General features: G+C 61.3%; 2 protein-coding genes, 1 tRNA gene and 2 pseudogenes. 4 read left to right on the forward strand and 1 reads right to left on the reverse strand.

What is annotated here, in order from left to right; translation table 11 throughout:
* Window positions 1–51 precede the first annotated feature (51 nt).
* The 4 genes and pseudogenes from AC1DWF_RS30365 (at window position 52) to AC1DWF_RS30380 (ending at window position 2,685) form a co-directional block, all read left to right on the forward strand.
* Window positions 52–128: transfer RNA gene (locus AC1DWF_RS30365), tRNA-Met, on the forward strand.
* 182 nt (window positions 129–310) lie between these two features.
* Window positions 311–415: pseudogene (locus tag AC1DWF_RS30370) on the forward strand (transposase); the annotation flags it as partial.
* A 215-nt stretch (window positions 416–630) separates the two neighbouring features.
* A pseudogene (locus tag AC1DWF_RS30375) lies at window positions 631–1,490 on the forward strand (tyrosine-type recombinase/integrase).
* 10 nt (window positions 1,491–1,500) lie between these two features.
* Window positions 1,501–2,685, forward strand: a complete 1,185-nt coding sequence (locus AC1DWF_RS30380) for an IS91 family transposase (protein ID WP_476784078.1) — start codon at window positions 1,501–1,503, stop codon at window positions 2,683–2,685.
* Window positions 2,686–3,333: 648 nt separating this feature from the next.
* Here AC1DWF_RS30380 and AC1DWF_RS30385 read toward each other — a convergent pair.
* Window positions 3,334–4,356, reverse strand: coding sequence for an IS110 family RNA-guided transposase (locus AC1DWF_RS30385; RefSeq protein WP_476784077.1), 1,023 nt, complete (start codon window positions 4,354–4,356; stop codon window positions 3,334–3,336).
* Between the last annotated feature and the right edge of the window lie 281 nt (window positions 4,357–4,637).

The raw sequence follows: 4,637 nt of genomic DNA on the forward strand, positions 1-4,637 counted from the left end.
GCCCTAATCTGCGCAGGCAAAGCCTGCAAAACGGGAACTGCAAAATGGTGGCGCGGGGTGGAGCAGCCCGGTAGCTCGTCAGGCTCATAACCTGAAGGTCACAGGTTCAAATCCTGTCCCCGCAACCAAACCTCTTCAAATCCAAATCCCAAAACGCCCCGCCTCAAGCGGGGCGTTTTGCTATCTGGCAACTGGTGACAGTTCGATCCCAAGCCGCAGTAGGGGCCAGCAATCAGGCCCAGGCTGACCTGCCACTGAGTTTTTCCTCCATCTGAGATTAGAGTCTGGTCCTTGATCGAAGGACGGACTGATGAAGAGAAAGCGGTTCACGGAAGAGCAGATCATCGCGGTTTTGCGCGAACACGAGGCGGGGGCGAAGGCGGGCGATCTGGGTCGCAAGCACGGGATCTCGGAGGTCCCCCAACCAAACTTTCCCAAACACACCGAGCTCGATCGCCGGCGGCAAGCTTCGCTTGCCTGGCTGCGCTAGAGCATCGGATTTTCAGATTGAATCGAGAGGGATTGAACGAAGCCGCTGACGCGGCATTTGGTGCGCGGGTTTGCGGATGACGCTTCTGTTTTGAAGGATTGCGGCTGTTGAAGCGCAATCTTGAGAACAGGAGTTTTGAGATGGCCGAGATGAGCCCTCTGCGCCGTCGGATGATCGAGGACATGACGGTCCGCAATCTGTCGCCGGCAACGCAACGATCCTACATCCACGCCGTGGCGAAGTTTTCCCGGTATTCCGGCCGGTCCCCGGATCGGCTTGGCCTGGAGGACGTTCGCGCCTTCCAGGTGCATCTGGTGGCGAACGGGATGTCGTGGCCGGCGCTGAACCAGACGGTATGCGCGCTGCGGTTCTTTTACGGCGTGACGCTTGGCAATGCCGAGATTCCGGAACGGATCGCCTATGCCCGCTCGCCGCGCACGCTGCCGGTGGTTTTGAGCACCGACGAGGTTGTGCGCTTTCTGGAGGCGGTACCGAGCCTGAAGACGCGCACGGCCCTTACCACGGCCTACGCGGCGGGACTTCGCGCCTCCGAGACCCTTGGCCTGAAGGTCCGCGACATCGACAGCGAGCGCGGCGTCATTCRGGTCGAGCATGGCAAGGGCGGCAAGGACCGCTATGTGATGCTGTCGGCGCAACTGCTTCGGATTCTGCGGGTCTATTGGCGGCTGGCAAAGCCGAAGGACTGGCTGTTCCCCGGTCGTGACGGAACCGCGCCGATCGATGTGCAGGTTCTCTATTCGGCTTGCCGCTCGGCGCGTACTGCTGCCGGCATCGACAAGCGCGTGACGGTTCATACGCTGCGGCACAGTTTTGCCACGCATCTGCTGGAGAACGGCACCGATATCCGCATCATCCAGGTTCTGCTCGGTCACAACAATCTGTCGAGCACGGCGCGCTACACCAAGGTCTCGAATGGCCTGATCCGCCGCACGGAAGCCCGCTCGACCGCCTGCAGCTCGAGGTAGTGCCGCCCGGCTGAGCCGGCCAGCATGCCGGCGAGACCGGAGGTGGCGGATATCTTCCCCCGCCATGGCGAGTCATATCGACAAATCCATGACGGTCATCTCGGGCGCGTCGAACGCCGCACGATGAGCGCGATCGAGCTATGCCGGACCGCGGTACTCGGCGGCCATGTGCAAGGGTGTCGATCGTGCGGGGCGATCAGCATCGCCTACAATTCCTGTCGCAACCGGCATTGCCCGAAGTGCCAGGGACAGGCATGCCRGGAATGGCTCGCGGCGCGACAGAACGAACTCCTGCCGGTTGCCTATTTCCATGTGGTGTTCACGTTACCGACGCAGATCGCGGCGATCGCCTTCCAAAACAAGGCAGCGCTCTACACCATCTTGTTCAAGGCCGCAGCCGAGACGCTGCGCGTGATCGCCGSCGATCCCAAACATCTCGGCGCCGAGGTCGGTCTCATCGCGGTGCTGCACAGTTGGGGCCAGAACCTGCACTACCATCCCCACATCCATTGCATCGTGCCGGGCGGCGGCATCTCCCTCGATGGAAAGCGTTGGATCGCCTGCCGGCCCGGCTTCTTCCTGCCGGTGCGCGTCCTGTCGCGCCTGTTCCGCCGGCTCTTTCTGCAAGAATTGCGGGCGGCCTATGACGCRGGCAAGTTGAGCTTCTTCGGCGATCTCGCCCATCTGGCGGCGCCCGCCGCGTTCAACCGCAAACTTGCCGAGGTCCGCCGCCTCGAATGGGTCGTCTACGCCAAGCCACCATTCGGCGGACCAGAGCAGGTACTGGCCTATCTCGGACGCTATACCCATCGCGTCGCCATCGCCAATTCCCGTCTGGTCAGCACGGCCAACGGCAAGGTCGCGTTCCGCTGGAGAGATTATCGACACCGCGGCAAAGCAAAGCTCATGACGCTGGATGCGCACGAGTTCATCAGGCGCTTCCTGCTGCACACCCTGCCGGATGGCTTCCACCGCATCCGCCATTACGGGTTCCTCGCCAACGGCCATCGCGCCGCAAAGATCGAGCTGTGTCGCAATCTGCTGGCCAACCCGTTGCAGAAGGGTGCTGAACCGGGCGTCGAATGTGACGCCGCCGTCGCCCTCCCGGCAACTCACCGCTGCTCCTGTTGCGGCGGGCAGATGATCACATTCAGCATCTGGCGGTGCGGAGAAACGCCGCCTCATCCCTTCTGGAACGACACTTCATGATCCCACCGAACGCGCCCAAATCACTGTATTCGGTATCGGTCGTCAACTGCGCCGGCAGATCTCTGCCGACCAACATCCTGCAACGCGACAAACTGGATCACTCAACGGCGCCCATCGCGGCAACATCAGGCCCGACCATCGGCACAGCGCCGTCGCTGACGCCGTCAATGTGTGTCCCACCGCCAGGAGATACAGCGTTCGGCAGCCAATCTTCAAATGACCCGACCAGCCGGGTCCGACACAATCCCCATAGCGCCTGACCTTCCCGCGGCTTCGCTCAATCCGGCTTACAATGAGGTCCGACGCCGAAACAGCGCCCTTGTTGTGCATGCGGACCTCACAGAAGCCTCCAGATTCCGGTTTGGGCTGTTTTGTGATTCATGTGTGGACGACCCCCGTTGAGCAAGAAGATTCTGACAATGGCAATACTGAAGCGGTCAGGTTCATTCATGTGTTCGGCCTGTTTTGTGCGGCCTCAGGCCGCTGGCCATGATGGTGTCGGTGGATCGGGCCCTCATCAAGTTGCCGCGCTGCGATGCGCGTTGAATCACTCAGGTTCTCCCGATCCCCGGCTTGACCGATCTGCATCACTGATGTCGTTCTCTCCTGCCCAAACTGGATGTCATTTTGCGCGACCGGCGGTTAACCTCAAGCCATTGACGGCGTCGCGCGGTAGTTTTCCTCACGCGCCATCACCGCCCAGGCGATCCGCGCTACCTTGTTGGCGACAGCGACTGTGACTAGCCGTGCCGGCTTACGCTCGAGCAACTGGTTCGCCCAGGTACTGACAGTCGTCGCCTTTCGCCGCGTGTATCGGACGACCGCCGTGGCGCCGACGACGAGGAGATGCCGCAAATAGCGATCTCCCATCTTCGAGATTCCTCCCATTCTGTCTTTGCCACCGGAGGAATGCTGTTTTGGAACAAGGCCGAGCCAAGCAGCGAATTGGCGGCCGGAGCGGAAGACCTTTGCGTCGACTACGGTGGCGGCGAGGGCGGTCGCCGTGATGAAGCCGATTCCGGGAATGGTTGAAAGCCGCCGACAGACCTGGTTCGTGCGATACCACTCCAAAAGCTCGATCTCGATCTTCCGGATTTGCGCGCCAAGCCCCTCGATCATTCGGGCGAGGAGGACAAGAACCTGTCGTGCTATCGCGGGGAGCGGCCCGTCGCCCTTGTCCAGAGCATCGATTAGACCACGGACATGGGCCCGGCCCTTCGGTGCGACGACGCCATACTCGGCCAGATGCGCCCGCATGGCGCTGATTTGCGCTGTGCGCTGCCGGACCAAGAGGTGGCGGGTCCGATGAAGCATCAAAATGCTCTGGGCATCCGCCGATTTGACAGCCACGAACCGCATTGTCGGTCGCGTCACCGCCTCGCAGATCGCTTCCGCGTCGGCCGCATCGTTTTTGTTGCGCTTGACGTAGGCCTTTACGTAAGCCGGCGGCATCAACTTAACCACATGCCCGAGTGCAATCAGCTCCCGCGCCCAATGGTGCGCCGTCGCACAGGCCTCCATGCCGATGAGGCACGGCTCCAGATCGCGAAGCAACGGAATAAGCTGATCGCGCCGGACTTTTCGACGGAGCACCGCGTGTCCTGCGTTATCGACGCCGTGAACCTGAAAGACGTTCTTGGCGATATCCAATCCAATCGTGATAACTTGCATACGGACGGTTCCTTCCCTCTGATGGTCCTTTGACAATGCCATCCTGGCACATCGCGATGCCGCTGGGTCGGGGGCCGTCCACATGGGGTAATCGCGGGAGCACCGCCGCTCTGGATTCGATCATGTTCTTGGACGGTGGCTGTTCCCCGATAAGATGAGGTACGGGCTCTCGACTGGACGCCGGGCCCAGCATCAACGGAGAACAGCCATGGAAGAATATATCGGCCTCGACGTGTCAATGAAAGAGACGGCAATTGCGATCCGTCGAGATGGGGTACGTG

Source organism: Aminobacter sp. P4_D5, assembly GCF_056401815.1.

Bases quoted from the DNA above. Each gene is read 5' to 3' on its own strand.
- AC1DWF_RS30385 (WP_476784077.1), bottom strand. From the start codon at position 4,356: ATGCAAGTTATCACGATTGGATTGGATATCGCCAAGAACGTCTTTCAG.